The organism is Agrobacterium larrymoorei, assembly GCF_013322225.1.
Classification (GTDB): domain Bacteria; phylum Pseudomonadota; class Alphaproteobacteria; order Rhizobiales; family Rhizobiaceae; genus Agrobacterium; species Agrobacterium larrymoorei_A.
Genome location: NZ_JAAMFB010000016.1, coordinates 81,969 through 100,360 on the forward strand (window position 1 = coordinate 81,969; position 18,392 = coordinate 100,360).

The 18,392-nt window shown below is 57.4% G+C and carries 17 protein-coding genes and 1 pseudogene; 14 read left to right on the forward strand and 4 right to left on the reverse strand.

All coding sequences use genetic code 11. The features are described 5' to 3' along the window. Positions 1 to 163 precede the first annotated feature (163 nt). Complete coding sequence (gene fabI, locus G6L28_RS09275) at positions 164 to 982, forward strand: enoyl-ACP reductase FabI (protein ID WP_174063477.1); 819 nt, start codon at positions 164 to 166, stop codon at positions 980 to 982. Positions 983 to 1,061: 79 nt separating this feature from the next. Next, on the forward strand, positions 1,062 to 1,670 hold the full coding sequence (locus G6L28_RS09280) for a histidine phosphatase family protein (RefSeq protein WP_174063478.1): 609 nt from the start codon (positions 1,062 to 1,064) through the stop codon (positions 1,668 to 1,670). A 4-nt stretch (positions 1,671 to 1,674) separates the two neighbouring features. Here the strand turns inward: G6L28_RS09280 and G6L28_RS09285 are convergent, their stop codons facing one another. After that, positions 1,675 to 1,935 carry a DUF1344 domain-containing protein gene (locus G6L28_RS09285; protein WP_174063704.1) on the reverse strand — a complete coding sequence of 87 codons (261 nt, stop codon included), beginning with the start codon at positions 1,933 to 1,935 and terminating at the stop codon, positions 1,675 to 1,677. Positions 1,936 to 2,365: 430 nt separating this feature from the next. Here G6L28_RS09285 and G6L28_RS23195 point away from each other — a divergent pair. From G6L28_RS23195 to ribB, 4 genes and pseudogenes are all read left to right on the forward strand, one after another. Further along, a pseudogene (locus tag G6L28_RS23195) lies at positions 2,366 to 2,722 on the forward strand (PAS domain-containing protein); the annotation flags it as partial. A 57-nt stretch (positions 2,723 to 2,779) separates the two neighbouring features. Further along, positions 2,780 to 4,651: an EAL domain-containing protein gene (locus G6L28_RS09290; protein WP_425292668.1), complete on the forward strand. Its 1,872-nt coding sequence runs from the start codon at positions 2,780 to 2,782 to the stop codon at positions 4,649 to 4,651. A 138-nt stretch (positions 4,652 to 4,789) separates the two neighbouring features. Continuing rightward, on the forward strand, positions 4,790 to 5,887 hold the full coding sequence (gene aroC, locus G6L28_RS09295) for a chorismate synthase (protein ID WP_174063480.1): 1,098 nt from the start codon (positions 4,790 to 4,792) through the stop codon (positions 5,885 to 5,887). A 14-nt stretch (positions 5,888 to 5,901) separates the two neighbouring features. After that, on the forward strand, positions 5,902 to 7,002 hold the full coding sequence (gene ribB, locus G6L28_RS09300) for a 3,4-dihydroxy-2-butanone-4-phosphate synthase (RefSeq protein WP_174063481.1): 1,101 nt from the start codon (positions 5,902 to 5,904) through the stop codon (positions 7,000 to 7,002). Positions 7,003 to 7,052: 50 nt separating this feature from the next. Here ribB and G6L28_RS09305 read toward each other — a convergent pair whose 3' ends face one another. Then, positions 7,053 to 7,913 (reverse strand): alpha/beta fold hydrolase, encoded by an 861-nt coding sequence (locus G6L28_RS09305; protein ID WP_174063482.1) that lies wholly within the window; start codon positions 7,911 to 7,913, stop codon positions 7,053 to 7,055. Positions 7,914 to 8,023: 110 nt separating this feature from the next. Between G6L28_RS09305 and G6L28_RS09310 the strand changes: the two genes are divergently transcribed. After that, entirely contained in the window at positions 8,024 to 8,575 is a 552-nt protein-coding gene (locus G6L28_RS09310; RefSeq protein WP_174063483.1) for a TetR/AcrR family transcriptional regulator, read from the forward strand. Positions 8,576 to 8,604: 29 nt separating this feature from the next. Here G6L28_RS09310 and G6L28_RS09315 read toward each other — a convergent pair whose 3' ends face one another. Further along, positions 8,605 to 9,801, reverse strand: coding sequence for a winged helix-turn-helix domain-containing protein (locus G6L28_RS09315; protein WP_174063484.1), 1,197 nt, complete (start codon positions 9,799 to 9,801; stop codon positions 8,605 to 8,607). A 111-nt stretch (positions 9,802 to 9,912) separates the two neighbouring features. Here G6L28_RS09315 and G6L28_RS09320 point away from each other — a divergent pair, with 111 nt between their 5' ends. From G6L28_RS09320 to dxs, 7 genes are all read left to right on the forward strand, one after another. Further along, entirely contained in the window at positions 9,913 to 10,593 is a 681-nt protein-coding gene (locus G6L28_RS09320) for an ATP-binding cassette domain-containing protein (RefSeq protein WP_174063485.1), read from the forward strand. After that, the gene (locus G6L28_RS09325; RefSeq protein WP_174063486.1) at positions 10,590 to 11,222 is read left to right on the forward strand and encodes an energy-coupling factor transporter transmembrane protein EcfT; all 633 of its coding nucleotides are present in this window, start codon (positions 10,590 to 10,592) and stop codon (positions 11,220 to 11,222) included. The genes G6L28_RS09320 and G6L28_RS09325 overlap by 4 nt, the downstream gene beginning before the upstream one ends. Then, entirely contained in the window at positions 11,219 to 11,782 is a 564-nt protein-coding gene (locus G6L28_RS09330; protein WP_174063487.1) for a biotin transporter BioY, read from the forward strand. Before G6L28_RS09325 ends, G6L28_RS09330 begins: the two co-directional genes overlap by 4 nt. 34 nt (positions 11,783 to 11,816) lie before the next feature. Next, positions 11,817 to 12,752: a histone deacetylase family protein gene (locus tag G6L28_RS09335; RefSeq protein WP_174063488.1), complete on the forward strand. Its 936-nt coding sequence runs from the start codon at positions 11,817 to 11,819 to the stop codon at positions 12,750 to 12,752. A gap of 2 nt (positions 12,753 to 12,754) precedes the next feature. Beyond that, a complete protein-coding gene (locus G6L28_RS09340; protein ID WP_174063489.1) occupies positions 12,755 to 13,009 on the forward strand; it encodes an exodeoxyribonuclease VII small subunit in 255 nt (84 codons plus the stop codon). Positions 13,010 to 13,243: 234 nt separating this feature from the next. Beyond that, positions 13,244 to 14,167 carry a pirin family protein gene (locus tag G6L28_RS09345; RefSeq protein ID WP_174063490.1) on the forward strand — a complete coding sequence of 308 codons (924 nt, stop codon included), beginning with the start codon at positions 13,244 to 13,246 and terminating at the stop codon, positions 14,165 to 14,167. 91 nt (positions 14,168 to 14,258) lie between these two features. Then, positions 14,259 to 16,178 (forward strand): 1-deoxy-D-xylulose-5-phosphate synthase, encoded by a 1,920-nt coding sequence (dxs, locus tag G6L28_RS09350; protein WP_174063491.1) that lies wholly within the window; start codon positions 14,259 to 14,261, stop codon positions 16,176 to 16,178. Positions 16,179 to 16,256: 78 nt separating this feature from the next. Here dxs and G6L28_RS09355 read toward each other — a convergent pair whose 3' ends face one another. Then, on the reverse strand, positions 16,257 to 18,290 hold the full coding sequence (locus tag G6L28_RS09355; RefSeq protein WP_174063492.1) for a methyl-accepting chemotaxis protein: 2,034 nt from the start codon (positions 18,288 to 18,290) through the stop codon (positions 16,257 to 16,259). Between the last annotated feature and the right edge of the window lie 102 nt (positions 18,291 to 18,392).

Below are 18,392 nucleotides of genomic sequence, written 5' to 3' on the forward strand. Positions count from 1 at the left end.
GAACAGCCGTTCGGCCTATGCCATAGGCAACGTCGATCTAAAGTAAGCCGCGCAAAACCGTTTTCCCGGAATAGCGGTCACGGCACGCATCAAAACAAGAAGTTGAAGCATATAGAGCAGATCCGAAAGATCGCGGTGCGCTTCGAAGTATAGGGAGCACATAATGGCTCAGACATCTGGCCTGATGGCTGGCAAGCGCGGCCTCATCATGGGCGTCGCAAACAATCGTTCCATTGCCTGGGGCATTGCAAAGGCTTGTGCCGATGCCGGTGCCGAACTGGCCTTCACCTGGCAGGGTGACGCTCTCAAGAAGCGCGTAGAACCTTTGGCGCAGGAACTGGGCGCGTTCATGGCAGGCCATTGCGATGTGACGGATCTGACCACCATCGACACCGTGTTCTCGAATCTCGAAGCCCACTGGGGCAAGATCGATTTCGTCGTGCATGCCATCGCGTTCTCCGACAAGGACGAGCTGACAGGTCGTTATCTTGATACCAGCCGCGACAACTTCAATCGCACCATGGATATCTCGGTCTTCTCGCTGGCAGCCGTCGCCAAGCGCGCCGACCCTGTTATGAACGATGGCGGCTCGATCCTCACCCTCACCTATTACGGTGCGGAAAAGGTAATGCCGAACTACAACGTCATGGGCGTCGCCAAGGCTGCGCTCGAAGCCAGCGTTCGTTATCTGGCGGTCGATCTCGGCAATCGTGGCATCCGCGTCAATGCGGTTTCCGCCGGTCCCATCAAGACGCTGGCCGCCTCCGGCATCGGCGACTTCCGCTATATCCTCAAGTGGAACGAATATAACGCACCGCTCAAGCGCACCGTTTCCATCGAGGAAGTCGGCAAGTCTGCACTTTATCTGCTTTCAGACTTGTCCACCGGCGTTACTGGCGAAGTTCACCATGTCGATTCCGGTTACCACACCATCGGCATGAAAGCGGTAGACGCACCCGACATCTCTGTCGTAAAAGACTGACCACATGCTGCGCCGCAGGATTTTAAAACCAGCGGCGCATTCGGTCTTTTGACGATGGAATGCGAATAGAGGTGCTGATTTGCTGGTCTATGTTATCCGTCACGGACAGACAGACTGGAACGCGATACGCAGGCTTCAAGGCCAAAAAGACATTCCCCTCAATGACTTCGGTCGATCTCAGGCAATCGGGAACGGCCACGCCCTTGCGCAAATTCTAGGCTCGAAAGCGCAAGAGTTCGATTACGTCGCAAGCCCGCTCGGTCGCACGCGCGAGACGATGGAACTCATGCGCAGCGCCATGAATCTCGACCCTCAAGCTTACCGCACAGATGACCGTCTGGTAGAAGTTTCCTTCGGAGACTGGGAAGGCTACACCCTACCCGAGCTGAAAGTGGCGTTTCCAGAACGTGTCAAAGCGCGACGGGCTGCGAAGTGGGATTTCATTCCCCCGGGCAAGGAAGCGGAGAGCTACGAAATCCTCTCGTGGCGCGTTGGCGCTTGGCTGTCGTCCGTCGAGCGCAAGACGGTCTGCGTATGCCACGGCGGTGTGATCCGCTCGATCTTCCGGCTGGTGGCTGGTATGGATAAGGATGAGGCGTCGGAAATTCCGATCCCACAGGATCGGATTTTGAAGATCGAGACCGACAGGAAGCTCGCCGAATGGATCGGCGCTAACGAGGATATCTGAGCGCTTACTGCACGACTTCCAGATCATCCACGACCCGCTTTCCGTCGACTTCCGTGTAGAACACCAGCACCTTTACACCCGGCTGAAGTCCTTCGAAATTGAATTCCTCCGGCACCTTGTAATTCTTGCCATCTGCAAGAGTGATCGAAAGCCCTTTGACATCCACCCTGCTGATGGTGGACTCGACGTCTACGCTCTGCGCAAAGCCGTTAAGGGGAGCAAACAAATGTGCGGTGGCCAACAGTGCGGCAATCATCAAACGCATGGATCTGGCTTCCTTCAGGCTTATTACGATTTTTCGACGTGCCAAGATTTGTCTCCCGATTGTGGCGGAAATTGCCCGCAAGCATGGCATTTTCTGTAAAATTCGTGAATGGATTTTAACCAATAATCAAGCGTTTACGCTCGCCCGCAGATAACCCGCCGTTTTCCCTTTTAACCTGCAATGCGTAATACTGAATATTACAGGATTCAGAATATATTTCATTTTAGCTGATAATATTCGCAAGACATCTGGATTAGGGACTATTTGAGTGAACTCGCCGAATAAAGCCGTAAGATTTCTCGGTATTGCCAACAAAACGCATTTTGCCATTTTCTTGTTAGCAACCAGCGGTTCCTTCATTCTCGCGTCCATCTTCGGCAGCGCCCTGCTGTGGATTGTCCTACCGGTGTTTTCCACCGCTTTCCTGCTGGTGGAACGCCATCGTAATCTGCGTGCGCTCCATACTAGGGAAAACAAGCTTCTCGAAATCTCACAGCGCTTCCAGCTTGCTCTGGATAGTTCAGATATTGGCCTGTGGGAAATTGATGATAACGGCTCCTGCTATCTGGATGATCGCTCTGCACGGCTGCACGAGTTCGGTATCCACAAAATCGATGTATCCGTCTCCCAATGGCTCTCCGCAATTCTTTCGGAGGATCGTGAAAAGGCCAGCACGTTTCTATCGAACTGCACCAAAGGAGATCACACCGTCTCGGAAGTTTACAGGGTCGTCGGGAAAGGCGGCGGCATCCGCTATGTCCGCGCCGCCGGGGCCAGCTATCTGACGCAGGACGGCAGCAGCCGTACGACCGGCATCATGTGGGATGTGACCGCCGACATGCGCATGGCGCAGACCCTGAAGGAATCCAAATATAGCAGCGATGTGAAGAACGCCGAACTGGAGTTGGCCCTGCAGGAGCTTTCGGCCCGCGAACACGATCTGACGACGCTCTCGCGCCGTCTCGACCTTGCGCTGGAATCCTATAATTGCGGCATATGGGAAGCGGATTTGCGGGATAACAGCGCCTATTGGGACCCCCGTATGCACCAGCTTTACGGACTACCGTTTAAGGGAAACGGTCTGACCACCCGTCAGATGTGGCTCGACTGCCTACACCCGAATGACCGTCAGAGTGCGGTCGAGACGGCGGATCGCTCTGCGGAAAGAAACGAGACGCTGCTGAATGTGCATCGCATTTTGCTAGCGACTGGGGACATCCGTTACATCCGTTCCGTCGGGCAGGTTCATACCGCGCGCGATGGCACCCGAAGGATCGTCGGCATCGCCTTCGATGTGACCGAAGATCACCGTCTGGCGGAGGAACTGAAGGCCGCGAAAGACGAGGCCGAGGCCCGAAATGCAGAACTGATAGAGGCGAAATCCCGCATCGAACACAATGCGCTTCATGATCCGCTGACCGGCCTTGCCAATCGCAGGCGGCTGGACGATGAGCTTGATCTGCTCTCCACCCCCAGCGTCGACCCTGATCATAAACGTTTTGCAATTCTCCATCTCGATCTTGACCGTTTCAAACAGATCAACGACACGCTCGGACATGCTGCGGGCGACGCCATGCTGGTTCATACCGCTGAGATTCTGCGCCGGAGTGTTCATGATGGCGACGTCGTGGCGCGCATCGGTGGCGACGAGTTCGTTATTCTGACGAGCCACATGGGTGACAAGGATCACGTCAAAACGGTAGCGGCGAACATTATCGGCGCATTCAAACACCCATTCGATTTTCAGGGCTTTACGTGTCGATGCGGCGTTTCCATCGGCATCGCCTTTGGCGAGAGCAACAGCAGCGACGCGCGCAAGACGCTGATCAATGCCGATCTAGCGCTCTATCGCGCCAAGGCACTGGGCCGAAACCGCTACGAATTCTTTACGCAGAACCTGCAGGCAGAACTCGTCAATCACAAACGGATGGCCGACGAAATCCTCGCCGGACTGGAAAACGGAGAGTTCGAGACCTGGTATCAGCCGCAGTTCTGCATCCAGAGCGGTAATATCGTGGGTATAGAAGCGCTGGTTCGCTGGCGTCACCCCACACGCGGCCTTCTCACCCCCGACAAGTTCCTGAAAATTGCCGAGGAACTGAACGTCGTTCAGGCGTTGGACAGAATAGTGCTCCAGACCGCCCTTCAGGATAGGCGAACCTGGAACCTCAGGGGGCTGAACATTCCCCGTGTCGCCGTGAATGTTTCGCTTCGGCGTCTGCACGATGAGCATCTGGTTGAAAGCCTGAAAGAGCTTTCGATCCAGCCCGGCGAAGTCACTTTCGAACTGGTCGAGTCGATATTTCTCGATGATAGCGAAGAACTGGTCGTCCGCAACATCGAAAGAATCAAGTCGCTGGGTATCGATATCGAGATCGACGATTTCGGGACGGGCCATACCTCGCTCATCAGCCTGCTGCGTTTGAAACCCAACCGTCTGAAAATCGACAGGCAGCTTGTCATGCCGATCCTCGCCTCTCCGCAGGAACGGGCGCTGGTTCGTTCAATCATCGATATCGCCCGCTCTCTTGGCGTCGAAACGGTAGCCGAAGGCGTGGAGACCCACGGTCATGCAACGATGCTGAGGCAGATGGGCTGCGACATTGCCCAGGGATATGCTTTCTCAAAGCCCCTGCCCGCGCAGGACTTTGCGTCCTTCGCAACATCCGATAGCTGGCGTGGTTTTCCGCAGCCACTTCAAGAGATCACAGCCTGATCGGCTTACGGCGCTGAGTGTACGCGAAGGCGCGAAGTTGGGCTTTTGCCCGGTGACATTTTACACTAAGGAGAGGACCGGTAATTTTGAAAAACTGCGTGTCTTCAGAGAAACGCTTCCGGGTCGGTCTGGTTTATCATGTCGCATAACACTTTCGGTCATCTCTTCCGCGTTTCCACCTGGGGCGAAAGCCATGGTCCTGCATTGGGCTGCGTGGTGGATGGCTGCCCTCCCGGCATTCGTTTTACACTTGCAGAAGTTCAGGCCTGGATGGACAAGCGCAAGCCTGGTCAAAGCCGGTTCGTGACGCAACGGCGTGAAGACGATATCGTGAAGGTTCTCTCCGGCGTTATGCTGGATGAGGACGGGGAGACGATGATCACCACCGGGACGCCCGTTTCGATGCTGATCGAGAACACCGACCAGCGCTCCAAGGATTACGGCGAAATTGCCCGACGTTACCGCCCTGGCCACGCGGATTTCACGTATGATCTGAAATACGGCATTCGTGACTATCGTGGCGGTGGGCGCTCCTCTGCCAGAGAGACGGCAGCGCGTGTTGCAGCAGGTGCACTGGCGCGTAAGGTGGTTCCAAGTCTTAATGTGCGCGGCGCGCTGGTCCAGATCGGCAAGCACAAGATCAATCGTGCCAATTGGGACTGGGCGCAGGTCAACGAAAACCCGTTCTTCTGCCCGGACGCGGACATGGTGCCCGTTTGGGAAGAATATCTTGACGGTATCCGCAAGGCGGGCTCCTCCATCGGTGCGGTCATCGAGGTTGTAGCGAAAGGCGTTCCGGCCGGGATCGGCGCACCGCTTTATGCCAAGCTCGATCAGGATATTGCTTCCAACCTCATGTCAATCAACGCTGTGAAGGGCGTCGAGATCGGTGAAGGCTTTGCCTCTGCCGAGCTGACCGGCGAAGAAAACGCCGACGAGATGCGCATGGGCAATGACGGCAATCCGATTTTCCTGTCCAACCATGCGGGCGGCATTCTTGGTGGCATCGCCACCGGCCAGCCGATTGTGGCACGCTTTGCAATCAAGCCGACATCCTCCATATTGACGGAGCGCCAGTCCATCGACGCAGATGGCAACAATGTCGAAGTCCGCACCAAGGGCCGTCACGACCCCTGTGTCGGCATTCGTGCCGTGCCGATTGGCGAGGCCATGGTCGCCTGCACCGTTGCCGATCATTATTTGCGAGATCGCGGCCAGACCGGTCGCCTGAAATAATAAGGAACATCACCATGACCTACGATCAAAAACGCGTCGTTGAAGCCATCCGCGCCTTCGAGGCGGGCGAGATCGTGGTGGTGATGGATGATGACGACCGCGAAAACGAAGGCGATCTGATCGTTGCTGCCGTGCACTGCACGGCGGAAAAAATGGCCTTCATCGTGCGCCACACCTCCGGCATCGTGTGCGCGCCCATGCCGCGCGATGAGGCAAAGCGGCTGAACCTCAACGCCATGGTGGCGGAGAACGACAGCGCCCACACCACCGCTTTTACCGTTTCCGTCGATTTCAAGCACGGAACGACGACCGGCATTTCCGCCGATGACCGCAATCTGACGGTGCGTAATTTGGCCAACCCGAATGTCGGCGCGTCCGACTTCACGCGGCCTGGCCACATCTTCCCCCTCGTTTCCCGCGAAGGCGGCGTCCTGATGCGTTCCGGCCATACGGAAGCAGCGGTCGATTTGTGCAAGCTTGCAGGCCTGCCGCTGATCGGCGTCATCAGCGAACTCGTCAATGACGATGGCACCGTGATGCGTGGCCCACAGGTTTCGTCTTTTGCCGAAAGCCACGGCCTGAAGCAGGTCTCCGTTGCCGACCTGATCGCCTATCGCCAGCGCAAGGAAACGCTGGTGGAACTGGAATCGGAATTCACCATCGAAACGCCTTTCGGACCCGCCAAGGCGCAGACCTACTCCCTCCCCTGGGATCCGATGCAGCATATGGCCGTCATCTTTGGCGACATCCGCGACGGCGTCGACATTCCGGTGCGCCTGCACACGGAAAATGTTGCCGACGACATTTTCGGCAAGAAGCAGCCTGTTCAGCATTATATGCAGAAAATCTCGCAGGAGGGCCGCGGCGTCATCATCTATCTGCGCGAAGGCTCGGTGGGCGTTGGGCAGGTTGCCGGACGCCGCAAGGCTCGCGAGCCGGATGAGGCCCATGCGCAAGCCCGGACCCGCGACGAGGAATGGCTGGAAATCGGTCTCGGCGCGCAGATCCTCAAAGATCTGGGCATCAGCTCTATCAAGCTTCTCACGACCCGCGAGCGCCACTATGTCGGCCTCGAAGGATTTGGCATTCAGATCAGCTCGACAGATATATGCTGACCATCGCTTTGGCCCTGCGCGCCCAATCGAGGCGCACAGGGCAATGGCGTTTACAGGTCTTGGCGGCTCAGAAAACGCCTGATGAGTTCGGCGATCTCATCGACATGCGTCTCCAGAGCGAAGTGCCCCGTATCGAGCAGATGGATTTCTACATTCGGTAGGTCACGCCTGTAAGCCTCTGCTCCAGCAGGGATGAATGCCGGATCGTGCTTGCCCCATACGGCCAGCAAAGGCGGCTGGAACTCGCGGAAATACGCCTGAAATTCGGGATAACGGTCCAGATTGGTGCGGTAATCCAGAATGAGATCGAGCTGGATTTCCTCTGCGCCGGGACGCGACATCAAGGCAATATCAAGCATGTAGCCATCCGGCCCGAGCCTTTCCGGGTTCGTGCCGGTGCGGTATTGCCAGTTTTCGATAACGTCTGCGGAAAGCGATGCGCGGCATGCTTCGCGCGTTTCAGCACTCGGGTTGCGCCAATATTCTTCCCATGCAGTCCACTCATCACTGAAACCATCGGTATAGGCATTGCCGTTTTGACTGATAATCGCCGTCACTTTTTCCGGATGCTTCACGGCCAGGCGGTAACCGGTCGGCGCGCCGTAGTCGAAGACGTAGAGCGCATATTTCTCAAGCCCGAGACTTTGCGTGAAGCCATGGATCACATTGGCAAGGTTGTCGAAAGTATATTCGAACCTGCCACGATCTGGTGCGCTTGTGTAGCCAAAGCCGGGCAAGTCGGGGGCGATTACCCGATAGGTATCGGAAAGCTTGGGCATGAGTTCGCGGAACATATGGCTGGAAGACGGGAAGCCATGCAGGAGTAAGAGAACAGGCCCGTCCTTCGGACCCGCCTCCCGATAAAACACATCCACGTATCCGACAGTCTGGCGCTTATAGGTGATAGACATTTCAAACCTCGATTGCTGTTTCATATCCACGCCAAAATACTACCGATCGGTCGTTTGTAAATATAAAAAATTTGTGATAGCAAAAACTGACATTCGCGAGTGAGAGACCGATGACAAAAGTGAGCCGAGACAAAATCATCCACGCTGCCCGTGAGCTTTTTCGCGAAAAGGGCTATGCGGGCGCATCGATGCAGGATCTCGCCGACGAGGTGGGCTTACGAAAAGCATCGCTCTACATGCGTTTTCCAAACAAGGAATCACTTGTCCCCGAGGTGCTTGATTCGACTTTGGAAGAAACCTTCGACATTCCTGATATCGACCGTGTCGAGTGGCGAAAAGCCTTCGAAATGATCGTCCTATCCATCGCCAAGAGCCTTTCAGAGCGAAAGCGCTGCGTGGGCTTTCATCTTGCCTACGGCATTGGTGAAGACACGCCGCTGGCCAAGCAGGCGGTAAAAGACTTCTTTCAGGGACACCGCGACCGGATGACGGAGGTACTCGAGAAAGGCATGCCCCGCGAAAAGGCCGAAATTCTCGCAGCCGACGCACTGGTAAGGCTGGAGGGCGCAACATTACTGCTGGCCTTGTTCGATGAACGCGAAGCGATGGACCGCGCCGTGTCCGCGACACTGGACTCGCTGCCGGAACCCGGCAAGCGTTAAGGGTAGCTATTCTCACGCGCCACCGCGGATCAGATCAGCCAACCATCCAGATAACGTACGCTTTCCACGCCCGTGAACTTGGCGAGCCGGTTCAGTTCCGCATCCAGCTTTTCCAGTCTCCCGGAAGACGGGCGAACGCCTTTCTCCAACCAAAGCCGCTTTACATCCAGCGTGCCGTTTTTTCGCTCCGCCTTCATGTCGATACGGCCTATCAGTCGGCCGCCTTCCAGAAGCGGAAAAACATAATAGCCATATTGCCGCTTCGGCTCCGGCACGAAGACCTCGATACGATAAAAGAAACCGAACAGCCGTTCGGTGCGGGCGCGGTTTCGAAGCAAAGGATCAAAGGGACTGAGTACGCGGATACGCTGAGGTGGCTGCAAACTGGCCTCGGCCTGCGCGTCGCCGGCAAAACCGGCAAATGCATAGGACGCCCGCTCCTTTGCGCCATTGGCAGAAACAAGCGACACCTCGGTCAACTCATCGCGGTGGTTCGCTATCCAGTCTCTCGCCTCCTGCGGCGTGACGATATCGAAGAACGCTGAAATTTCGCCAGATGTGGCAAAGCCAAGACGGTTCAATGCTTCTCGGCAGGCCCAATCGACAAACTCTTCATGGTCCACCTCCAAATCATGGTGCTGAGAGGGGATGACCCGTTCGGCCAGGTCATAGACCTTCTGGAAATTAACGCGCCCCGAGATTGCCAACTTGCCCGTGTGCCACAGATATTCCAGCGCAGTCTTGGAGGGATGCCAGTTCCACCAGCCGCCGGACTGATGGTCTTCCGCCTTCATATCGCGCGACATGACCGCGCCGTTCTCCGCTATTCGCTGGAAAGTTTCCTCGAAAGCAGCGTCGAAGCCCTCCCCCTGCCATTTTCGCCACCGTTCGAGCAGGATCGGTTCACGCCTTCGAAACCGGTGTTTCCAATAGGGATAGAATGCCGAAGGAAGGATCGACGCGTCATGCGTCCAGTGTTCGAAAAGTGCCCGGTCCTTTTCCAGAAGCGCCGTCAGATGCTCCCGCCTGTAGGTCTGGTTTCTGGAGAAGATAATTTGGTGATGCGCACGCTCTACCGTCGCGATGCTATCCACCTGCACGAAGCCCAGTTCGGTGATAAGTTGCAGCAGATCATTCTTGCTCATTGCCTTGCCCGGCGGGGCAGATAGTCCCTGCCGTGCCAGAAAGATACGCCGCGCTGCTTCGTTCGAAACCTGAATCGCCATGGCAAAAGCCTATGGCCGCACACATAAAAAAGCAATGTTCTTTTTTTGTTCTTGATTTTGTTTGTGTGGACATATGTTTATAGAAGCGCCACGAGATGGCAGGGGACGGACGTGACGATCCAATTTCATGATGCAGGTGTCGCCTTCGAGGGACGAACGGCTATCGAGCCTCTCAGCATTTCGCTGAGCGAGCGACGCATAGGCATCATTGGCCTTAATGGCTCCGGCAAGACCACCTTCGCGCGCATGATCAACAGCCTCACGAAGCCGACGACAGGCCGCGTCTGCGTGAATGAACTGGACACGATGAAAGATGCCGATGCGGTGCTGAGAGAGGTCGGCTTCGTTTTCCAGAACCCGCAAAACCAGATCATTTTGCCGATCATCCATGACGATATCGCATTCGGACTGAAGAACCGAGGTATGGACAAGGCAGCCATCGATGCAGCCGTTCAAGCAATGCTTCTACGCTTCGGTATCGAGCACCTTGGGAACCGTCGTGCACATGAACTTTCCGGCGGCGAATTGCAGTTGGCGGCGCTTGCGGCTTTGACTATTACAGGCCCTAGAATACTGATCATGGATGAGCCGACCAACCAGCTCGATCTCAAAAATCGGGCTGTCGTTGAGCGAACGATGGCAAGCCTCGAGCAAAGCCTTATCGTCATCACCCATGATCTACCGCTGCTGGAAAGTTTCGACCGTGTGCTTCTGTTTCACGAGGGGCGGCTCCTCGTCGATGCCCTACCCGCAGAAGCGATCCGCGCCTATCGCGAGGTGGCGCTGTCGTGAGAAGCCTCTACGCAGAAGGGACAGGCTGGCTGTATCGGCTCGCGCCGCGTGTAAAGCTGTTAGCGCTGGCGCTGTTCAGCATCGGATTGTTTCTGACGCGCAGCCCCGCCCTTCTGGTTATTGCCGTCATACTGGCAATAGTCGTCCTTTGGCAGGCTCATCTGGGCATGCGCGAAACGCTGTCGCGTTTGCGTGCCGTTTTCCTTACAATCATGATCATCGCGGCCTTCAGCTACCTGCTCATTCCGGTGATGGATGCTACCATCACGTTACTGAGGTTGATCGCCCTGACACTCCTGGCAACAGCGATTACGGCAAGCGTCAGTATCTCGCAGTTCATGGACGAGATCAGCTTGGCGCTGCGTCCACTGGAAAAACTGGGGTTCGCTAGAGCATCGGATATCGGTCTTGCGGTGGGGCTCGTCGTGCGGTTCGTGCCGGAGGTGATTAATCGCTACCACACGCTGAAGGACGCGCACCGGGCGCGCGGCAGCCGCGTAAAACTTCACAGTGCTCTCGTTCCACTCATCATTATGACGTTGAAGGATGCCGACGCGATTGCCGATGCCATTGACGCGCGCGGTTTCAGAGGTCAAACCTCGCAGGGACAAAAGGGAGAGCCCACATGAAAACCCGTGACCTCGTATTGATCTCGCTGTTTTCCGCCATCATCATCGCGCTCGGTCTGCTGCCGCCCATTCCGCTCGGCTTCATTCCGGTACCGATCACGGCGCAGTCGCTTGGCGTAATGCTGGCAGGTGTCGTTCTGGGCGCCAAGCGCGGGACATTCGCGGTACTTCTGACGATCCTCATCGCCGCCATTGGCCTGCCCGTCCTTTCTGGTGGTCGTGGCGGGCTTTCGATTTTCACCACGCCGACCACCGGCTTCCTCATCGGCTGGATCGCCGCTGCTTTCGTCACCGGATACCTTTCAGAGCGGATCGTGAAGGCAGGCCAACCTGCACTGGCGCAAGGCATCGGCTTTTTTCTGGCGAGCATTGCGGGCGGCGTGATCGTTCTCTATGCCTTTGGCATCACCTATCTCGCGTTCGCAACCGGTATTGGTTTCGAAAAGGCCTTTCTTGGGTCGATGGCTTTCATTCCCGGCGACCTCGTAAAGGCCGTATTCGCTGCGCTCACCGGTCGCGCGGTGATGGCCGGTTATCCGCTGCTGCCACAACGCGCCTGACCTTCGGCCAACAGACATTTCAGGAGTCAGCATCATGGCCACAAGGCTTTACGAGCATCCGATATTCCTGGAACACATCACGCCGGAGGGACACCCGGAGAGGCCCGACCGTCTGCGCTCGCTGAATATCGCGCTCGAGCACCCGAACTTCGAGCGGCTTGAGAGAAAAGAGGCGCCGCAGGCAAATGAGGACGCCGTTCTTCTTGCCCATCCTGAAAGCCACCTGATTTCGGTCATGCGGCAGATTCCGGAAGAAGACGGCGAGATCAACCGTATCGAAGCAGATACATATGCTTCGCCCAAAAGCCTGCAAGCGGCGCTGACCGGCATCGGCGCTGCCATGGCCGCGGTCGATGACGTGTTCAAAGGTGCGGCCGACAACGTCTTCGTCGCAAGCCGCCCTCCGGGCCACCATGCAGAGACCGAAAAGGCAATGGGTTTTTGCCTGTTCAACAACGCCGCAATTGCCGCCCGCCACGCGCAGAAGGTACACGGCGCAGAGCGGGTCGCCATCGTCGACTGGGACGTGCATCACGGTAACGGCACGCAGGATATTTTCTGGAACGACACCTCCGTGCTGTTCTGCTCTACCCACCAGATGCCGCTTTACCCCTGGAGCGGGGAGAAGAAGGAAACCGGCATCAAGAACAATATCGTCAATGCGCCGCTCTCGCCCAATACCGGCAGCGAGCATTTCCGCGAAGCCTTCAAATCACGCGTGCTTCCGGCACTTGCCGATTTCTCACCTGACCTCATCATCATCTCGGCGGGTTTCGATGCGCATCACCGAGATCCGCTGGCACAAATCAATCTGGTTGGCGATGATTTCGATTGGGCGACGGGGCGAATTCTGGAGATGGCGGACAAATATGCCAGCAACCGGGTCGTCAGCCTGCTGGAAGGCGGCTATGATCTGGAAGGGCTGGCGGAATCGGCAGCCATGCATATTTTGAGAATGATGAAGGGTTGAACATGACGGAAAATGCCACCACAGCCGATGTCAGCGGTTATTCTTTCGAAAAGGCCGTCGCCGAGCTGGAAAGCATTGTAGCCCGCCTGGAACGTGGCGACGTGGCGCTGGACGAATCCATCGCCATCTACGAGCGCGGCGAAGCCCTGAAGAAGCATTGCGAGGCGCTGCTGACGACGGCTGAAAAGCGTATCGAGAAGATCAGGCTGGACCGCGCGGGCAAGCCCCAGGGCGTAGAGCCGCTGGACGGGGAGTGAGGGTCGCTCACTTCGTCATGCTCGGGCTCGTCCCGAGCATTTGCCGAGGTATCGTATGTTTCGACGTGAGTAAGTCCTCCGGACAAGTCCGAGGATGACGTTGAAAAATGAGGTGAACCCAGCCTCACAACGCGCCTAAATACACAATCGCGCTGAACACACTGTTTATAACCAAATCCTCACGCGCCTCGCAAATCGTGGTAATCTTCGGGTCAACGACGCAGGAGAAAACCCATGTCCTTTTTTCCCGGGAAAGACCCCGCCGCTGGTGATGCCTTTGCCTGCGATGCCATAGAGAACCTGATCATTCCGCGATCGAGCGATATTGGCGGCTTTTCCGTGCGTCGGGCCTTACCGACGCGGGAGCGGCGGCTGGTGGGACCATTCATATTCTTCGACCGCATGGGCCCGGCGATCCTGAAGGCTGACGAGGCGCTGGACGTAAAGCCGCATCCCCATATCGGGCTTTCAACGGTCACGTACCTGTTCGATGGCGAAATCAAGCACCGTGACAGTCTCGGTACGGAGCTCGTCATCCGGCCCGGCGATATCAACCTCATGACGGCGGGGCGCGGCATCGTACATTCGGAGCGCACGCCGGAAAATCTTCGCGGTCACCCCCTGTCGATGTCCGGTCTGCAAACATGGCTGGCGTTGCCTGACGACAAGGAGGAAATTGTGCCGGATTTCGCCCACACCGAACGAAGCGCAATGCCACTCATCGACACGACAGGCGCACAGGGTCGCGTCGTGATTGGCTCGTTTGCCGGTCTGCGATCTCCGGTCAAGACATTTACGGATACGCTATATGCGGATCTGACACTCGCACCCGCTGCGAAGTTCCCCTTTCCCGCAGACCACGAAGAGCGGGCAATCTACATCCTTTCCGGGTCGCTGGAGGTCGCAGGCGACGTGTTCGCGGCGGACCAGCTGCTGGCCTTCCGGGCAGGAGATGACATCACCTTAAAAGGCGGCGTTAACGGCTGTCACATCATGCTGTTCGGGGGTGCAGCCTTGAATTCGAAGCGATATATCTGGTGGAACTTCGTCTCGTCATCAAAAGAACGCATAGAGCAGGCCAAGGAAGAATGGCGAACCGGGCGTTTCGATATCGTTCCAGGGGATGAGGAAGAGTTTGTCCCTTTGCCGCAGGGTTGAAACCGGTTAAAACGAATTAAAAGCTTGCCGAGGGCGCAACTGTCACCCATCTACCGAGCAAGTTTCCTTATACAATACGAAGGCCGAACGATTGACCGGAATGCCAGAAACACCGTTGCTTGACCGGGTGAAATTCCCATCCGATCTCAAGGCGATAGAGGATCGCGACCTGCCCCAACTGGCCAGGGAATTGCGCGACGAGATGATCGATGCAGTCTCCAAGACGGGTGGGCATCTGGGTGCTGGTCTCGGTGTGGTGGAACTGACGATTGCCATCCACAAGGTTTTCAACACGCCGGAAGACCGGCTGATCTTCGATGTCGGCCATCAGTGTTATCCGCACAAGATATTGACAGGGCGACGGGATCGCATCCGCACGCTGCGACAGGAAGGCGGGCTTTCCGGCTTCACCCGCCGCGCAGAGAGCGAGTATGACGATTTCGGCGCTGGACATTCCTCCACCTCCATTTCCGCCGGTCTCGGCATGGCAGTCGCAGCCGAGCTGGACAAGAGTGACCGCAAGGTCATCTCCATCATCGGCGATGGCTCCATGTCCGCGGGCATGGCTTTCGAGGCGTTGAATAATGCAGGTGCGTTGGACGCGCGTCTCATCGTCATCCTCAACGACAACGACATGTCGATTGCTCCGCCGACAGGCGCGATGAGCGCCTATCTGGCCCGCCTCGCCTCCGGGCGCACCTATATGGGCTTTCGCGATTTCGGGAAGAAGCTGACGGCCTATCTCGGCAAGACGATCGACCGTGCGATTACCCGCGCCGTAACGCACGCACGCGGCTATGTAACGGGCGGCACGCTGTTCGAAGAGCTCGGCTTCTACCATATCGGTCCCATCGACGGCCATTCTTTCGATCATCTGCTCCCGGTGCTGCGAAACGTGCGCGACAACCAGAAGGGGCCGGTTCTGATTCACGTCGTGACCCAGAAAGGCAAGGGTTACGCACCTGCCGAGGCGGCGGCGGACAAATATCACGGCGTCAACAAGTTCGACGTCATCACGGGCGCACAGGCTAAGGCCAAGCCGAATGCGCCAAGCTATACATCCGTCTTCGCCGAAGCTCTGGTGCAGGAAGCGACGCTGGACGAAAAGATCGTCGGCGTCACCGCAGCAATGCCGAGCGGCACCGGGTTGGACAAGCTGGCCGAAATTTTTCCCAAACGCACCTTCGATGTCGGCATTGCCGAGCAGCACGCGGTAACATTTGCGGCCGGACTGGCGACAGAGGGCTACAAGCCCTTCTGCGCGCTCTACTCTACATTCCTTCAACGCGGTTACGACCAGCTGGTGCACGATGTAGCGCTTCAGGGTTTGCCGGTCCGCTTTCCGATAGACCGTGCCGGTTTCGTTGGCGCAGATGGTCCGACCCACGCAGGCTCGTTCGACACCACCTTCCTTGCGACTTTGCCGGGCATGGTGGTGATGGCGGCATCCGACGAGGCGGAACTGAAGCATATGGTGCGCACTGCCGCTGCCTATGACGAAGGCCCGATTTCATTCCGTTATCCACGCGGTGAAGGCGTGGGCATTGAAATGCCGGTGCGCGGTGAAATTCTCGAAATCGGCAAGGGCCGTATCATTAAGGAAGGTACGAAGATTGCGCTGCTTTCCTTCGGAACCCGCCTCGCCGATGCTCTTGCTGCCGCAGAAGATTTGGACGCGGCAGGGCTTTCGACGACTGTTGCGGATGCACGCTTCGCCAAGCCGCTCGACCTCGACCTAATTCGCCAGTTGGCGAGCCACCACGAGGTACTGCTGACTATTGAGGAAGGCTCCTCTGGCGGCTTTGGCGCACAGGTGCTGCATTTCATGGCGAGTGCCGGGTTGCTGGATATGGGCCTCAAGGTTCGTACCCTCACCTTGCCGGATCAATGGGTCGAGCAGGCCAAACCCGAGACGATGTATGCCGAAGCAGGGCTGGACCGGGCAGGCATCGTTTCTGCTGTATTTGCCGCCCTGGGACAGAAACAACCAGGCGTCGGTTTCGCTGGATAAGCGAAAGCATCTCATCAAAAAAGAAACCCGCCGGATTGCTCCGGCGGGTTTTTTGTTAGTGCTGCATGCGCGTTTAGCTCAGAACTCTTCCCAGTTCTGCTCGGCGGCCTTAGCCGAGCTGCTTGGAGCTGGAGCAAAGGCTTGCGCAAGGCTCTGCCCGAGCGCGCGGGCTGGAGACGCTACCGGACGGGCCGTTACTTTTGCGGCGACCGGTGTCGAGCGAGGCTTCGAAGAATAGACCGGCTTGACCGCAGTCATCGGCGCGGCACGGGGAGCCGAAGGTGTGGTCATCGGTGCCGGTGTGAAGGCAGCAGCCGACCGTACGCCGCCACCGAGGTTGAACTGGCCGATCAGGCCGTTCAGTGCTTCGGCTTCGCGCGCCAGCGAATGGCTGGCAGCGGTCTGCTGTTCCACCATGGCGGCGTTCTGCTGCGTGCCCTGGTCCATGGTGTTTACGGCGGTGTTGATTTCCTGCAATCCCGTGGACTGTTCACGCGATGCGGTGACGATGGCGCTGACGTGAGCGTTGATCTCTTCTACCTCGGCCACGATAAGCTGAAGCGCCTTGCCGGTCTCGTCGACGAGGTTGACCCCGTTTTCGACATGCTGGCTCGAGGTACTGATCAGCGCCTTGATTTCCTTCGCCGCATTTGCAGAGCGTTGCGCAAGCTCACGCACTTCCTGCGCCACCACAGCAAAGCCCTTACCGGCTTCGCCTGCGCGTGCCGCTTCGACACCGGCGTTCAGCGCGAGCAGATTGGTCTGGAAAGCAATGTCGTCGATGACGCCGATGATGTTGGTGATCTCACCGGAGGACTTTTCGATTTCCTGCATGGCGGCAACGGCCTTGCGAACCACCGTGCCGGACTTCTCGGCACCTGCGCGAGCGCGCTGAACCAGAGCGCCCGCCTCTTCAGCACCCTTGGCGCTGTCCCGAACGGTCGTCGTGACTTCCTCCAGAGCGGCAGCCGTCTGTTCAATGGAAGCCGCCTGCTGTTCGGTGCGGCGCGACAGGTCGTCGGCAGCAGACAGCATTTCAGACGCACCGGCATTGATCGCGGCTGCATTCTCGCCGACCTTGCGAAGGGTTTCCTGCAACTTGTCGAGCGAGGTGTTGAAGTTTACGCGAAGCGGCTCGATGAAGTCGGTGAACGGAGATTCGATGCGGTAAGCGAGGTTGCCATTGGAGAGAGCTTCGAGACCCTTGGCAAGCTCTTCGCGGGCAAAGAGCTGCTCGGCATCCGCACGGGCCTTATCGGCCTCGGCGCGGCGGCGATCTGCTTCCGTTGCGGAACGCATACGGTCGCTTTCGCTGGACAGGCGGGTCTTTTCGATGCCGGCTTCCTTGAAGACAAGAACGGCCTTCGCCATTTGGCCCACTTCGTCACCACGGTCGAGCGCGGGAACGTCGACGGTCGTATCACCTTCTGCCAGACGGCCCATGGCCTTCGTCATTCCGACGATGGGCGCAACGATGGCGCGCGACAGCAGCCAGATCAGCAGAACGGAAACGATACCAGCGGCAGCACCGCCACCAAGAAGTGCGAATTCCAGATTGGCGTGCGTCGAAGCCTGTTGATTATTGAGGCTGGTCGAAAGTACGGTCAGCTGCTCCTTGATCTTGGCAGCATTTGCACGAAAGCCGTCGAGCTGGCCCTTGGCCTGATTGCGCCCGATCTCGATGATTTCGGAAATAGGCGCCTCGGTCGTCTTTCGCGCCGCCATCTGCGGCTCGGCCAGTTCCTTGTAGAACACGGTCGCGGAGGCCTGCATGTCATCGATGGACTTCAGGATTTCAGGCTTGCCGGCAGCGAAACCACGTGCTTCGTCCAGCTTCTTCAGCATCAGGTCGCGTTGAGCGCCGACGTCGTTATATGTGCTGTCACTGCGAAACAGAAGGAAGCCGCGCTGGTTGACGGCCTGCTCCAGCATGGCAGCCTTGGCTTCATCAACGGCCTGCATCAATTTGGACGTCGTCACCTGCTCTGCAGATACCCGTCGCGCATCGATTGTTTGCAGGAAAACCACCGCTGATGCCACAAGGCAGACGCCCATCAAGGCGATGAAAGTAACCACCAGCTTGAGATTAATGGGCAAATTTTTCAAAGACATCGAGAACTCTTTCGACAAGCGTCGGGTGGCTCACTGGCAAACCTGTGCCGTCCCGCGCATCTTTAATGGGAGGATTTTGCCTTCATGGCAGCAAGGTCAAGC